Below are 2,500 nucleotides of genomic sequence, written 5' to 3' on the forward strand. Positions count from 1 at the left end.
TGGCAGCGACCTACTCTCCCGCGTCTTAAGACGAAGTACCATGGGCGCAGGGGCGTTTCACGGCCGTGTTCGGAAAGGGAACGGGTGCAGCCACCCCGCCATAACCACCAGGTCGGCAAAGCGCAACTATATGTTTTGAGAAGCTGGTGAAGTCCTATGACTTCGTTTTTGAACACGTTTTAGAGCTCCAACCGGACGAACACTTCGTGTTCGCCGGGACCGGGCAAAGGCTGGCGCCTTCGCCTTGTCAGGACGACCGCTTTGCGGTCGCCTTGAGATGAGCATAGTCAATGAGAACGATCAAGCCGATCGAGCTATTAGTACCGGTAAGCTTCATGCGTTGCCGCACTTCCACACCCGGCCTATCAACGTGGTCGTCTTCCACGGCTCTGATAGGGAATACTCGTTTTCAGGTGGGTTTCCCGCTTAGATGCCTTCAGCGGTTATCCCGTCCATATGTAGCTACCCTGCTATGCCCTTGGCAGGACAACAGGTCCACCAGAGATATGTCCATCCCGGTCCTCTCGTACTAGGGACAGATCCTGTCAATATTCCTACACCCACGGCAGATAGGGACCGAACTGTCTCACGACGTTCTGAACCCAGCTCACGTACCGCTTTAATTGGCGAACAGCCAAACCCTTGGGACCTGCTCCAGCCCCAGGATGCGATGAGCCGACATCGAGGTGCCAAACAACCCCGTCGATATGGACTCTTGGGGGTCATCAGCCTGTTATCCCCGGCGTACCTTTTATCCGTTGAGCGATGGCCCTTCCACGCGGGACCACCGGATCACTATGACCGACTTTCGTCTCTGCTCGACTTGTCAGTCTCGCAGTCAGGCGGGCTTATGCCATTGCACTCGACGACCGATTTCCGACCGGTCTGAGCCCACCATCGCGCGCCTCCGTTACTCTTTCGGAGGCGACCGCCCCAGTCAAACTACCCACCATACACTGTCCCGGACCCGGATAACGGGCCGCGGTTAGACATCCATGACGATAAGGGTGGTATTTCAAGGATGGCTCCACGGAAACTGGCGTCCCCGCTTCAAAGCCTACCACCTATCCTACACATGCCGACACGAATGCCAGTGTAAAGCTATAGTAAAGGTGCACGGGGTCTTTCCGTCTGACCGCAGGAACCCCGCATCTTCACGGGGAATTCAATTTCACTGAGTCTATGTTGGAGACAGCGGGGAAGTCGTTACGCCATTCGTGCAGGTCGGAACTTACCCGACAAGGAATTTCGCTACCTTAGGACCGTTATAGTTACGGCCGCCGTTTACTGGGGCTTCGATTCAAAGCTTGCACCTCTCCTCTTAACCTTCCAGCACCGGGCAGGCGTCAGACCCTATACGTCGTCTTGCGACTTCGCAGAGCCCTGTGTTTTTGATAAACAGTCGCTACCCCCTGGTCTGTGCCACCCCATAATAGTTGCCTAGCATGGGGTCACGCTTCTTCCGAAGTTACGCGTGCAATTTGCCGAGTTCCTTCAACATAGTTCTCTCAAGCGCCTTGGTATACTCTACCTGACCACCTGTGTCGGTTTCGGGTACGGTCTATACGGTGGAGCTATTTCCTGGAACCGCTCCGCTGCCCATCCAATCCAATAAGAATGAACAACTTGTGCAATCCGTCACTACCACCAGGCCCACGAATATTAACGTGGTTCCCATCGACTACGCATTTCTGCCTCGCCTTAGGGGCCGGCTAACCCTGCTCAGATTAACTTTAAGCAGGAACCCTTGGTCTTTCGGCGAGAGGGTCTCTCACCCTCTTTATCGTTACTCATGTCAACATTCGCACTTCCGATACCTCCAGGAGCCCTCACGGGTCTCCCTTCATCAGCTTACGGAACGCTCCGCTACCACGTGTATTGCTACACATCCTCAGCTTCGGTGCATGGCTTCAGCCCCGTTACATTTTCGGCGCAAAGACCCTTATTTAGACCAGTGAGCTGTTACGCTTTCTTTAAATGATGGCTGCTTCTAAGCCAACATCCTGGTTGTTTTGGGATCCTCACATCCTTTCCCACTTAGCCATGACTTGGGGACCTTAGCTGGAGGTTAGGGTTGTTGCCCTTTTCACGACGGACGTTAGCACCCGCCGTGTGTCTGCCGAGTAGTACTCCCCGGTATTCGGAGTTTGGTTAGGATCAGTAAGACGGTGAGTCCCCATAGCCCATCCAGTGCTCTACCCCCGGGGGTATTCGCTCGACGCTCTACCTAAATAGATTTCGCGGAGAACCAGCTATTTCCGAGTTTGATTGGCCTTTCACCCCTAGCCACAAGTCATCCCAATCTATTGCAACAGATGCGGGTTCGGTCCTCCAGTTGGTGTTACCCAACCTTCAACCTGCTCATGGCTAGATCACTCGGTTTCGGGTCTAATGCAACAAACTAAATCGCCCTATTCAGACTCGCTTTCGCTTCGCCTACACCTACCGGCTTAAGCTTGCTTGTTACACTAAGTCGTTGACCCATTATACAAAAGGTACG

2 rRNA genes (1 of these 2 cut by a window edge) are annotated in these 2,500 nt (G+C 53.9%); both read right to left on the bottom strand.

Features of this window, described 5'->3' with window-relative positions:
* A 5S ribosomal RNA gene (gene rrf, locus G9X67_RS34340) occupies window positions 1-112 on the bottom strand; the annotation flags it as partial.
* A 184-nt stretch (window positions 113-296) separates the two neighbouring features.
* Window positions 297-2,500, bottom strand: a 23S ribosomal RNA gene (locus G9X67_RS34345) (it continues 609 nt past the right edge of the window).

This window comes from Rhizobium sp. WYCCWR 11152 (assembly GCF_013087615.1).
Classification (GTDB): Bacteria; Pseudomonadota; Alphaproteobacteria; order Rhizobiales; family Rhizobiaceae; genus Rhizobium; species Rhizobium indicum.